Source organism: Agathobaculum sp. TL06 (assembly GCF_054658635.1).
Window position 1 is genome coordinate 1 of the sequence record NZ_BAAGGY010000081.1, and the last position, 303, is coordinate 303.

Annotated in this window: 1 pseudogene; it reads left to right on the top strand. The window is 67.7% G+C overall.

Annotated features, from left to right (window positions below):
- Positions 1 to 303, top strand: a pseudogene (locus ACYQ3S_RS15715) (transketolase); the annotation flags it as partial.

A 303-nucleotide genomic window follows, 5' to 3' on the forward strand; every position in this document is an offset into this window, starting at 1 on the left:
GACGGGACTGGCTGGTGCTGTCCAAGGGACACTGCGGGCCGGCGCTGTACGCGGCGCTGGCGCTCAAAGGCTTTTTCCCGATGGAGCAGCTTGAGACGCTGAACAAGCCGGGGACCAACCTGCCGAGCCATGCGGACCGGAACCGGACGCCGGGCGTGGATATGACGACCGGCTCACTGGGGCAGGGAGCGTCCACCGCGGCGGGCGTTGCGCTGGGCATGAAAATGGACGGACGGGACAACCGGACGTACCTGATCCTCGGGGACGGCGAGCTGGACGAAGGCCAGGTGTGGGAAATGGCGC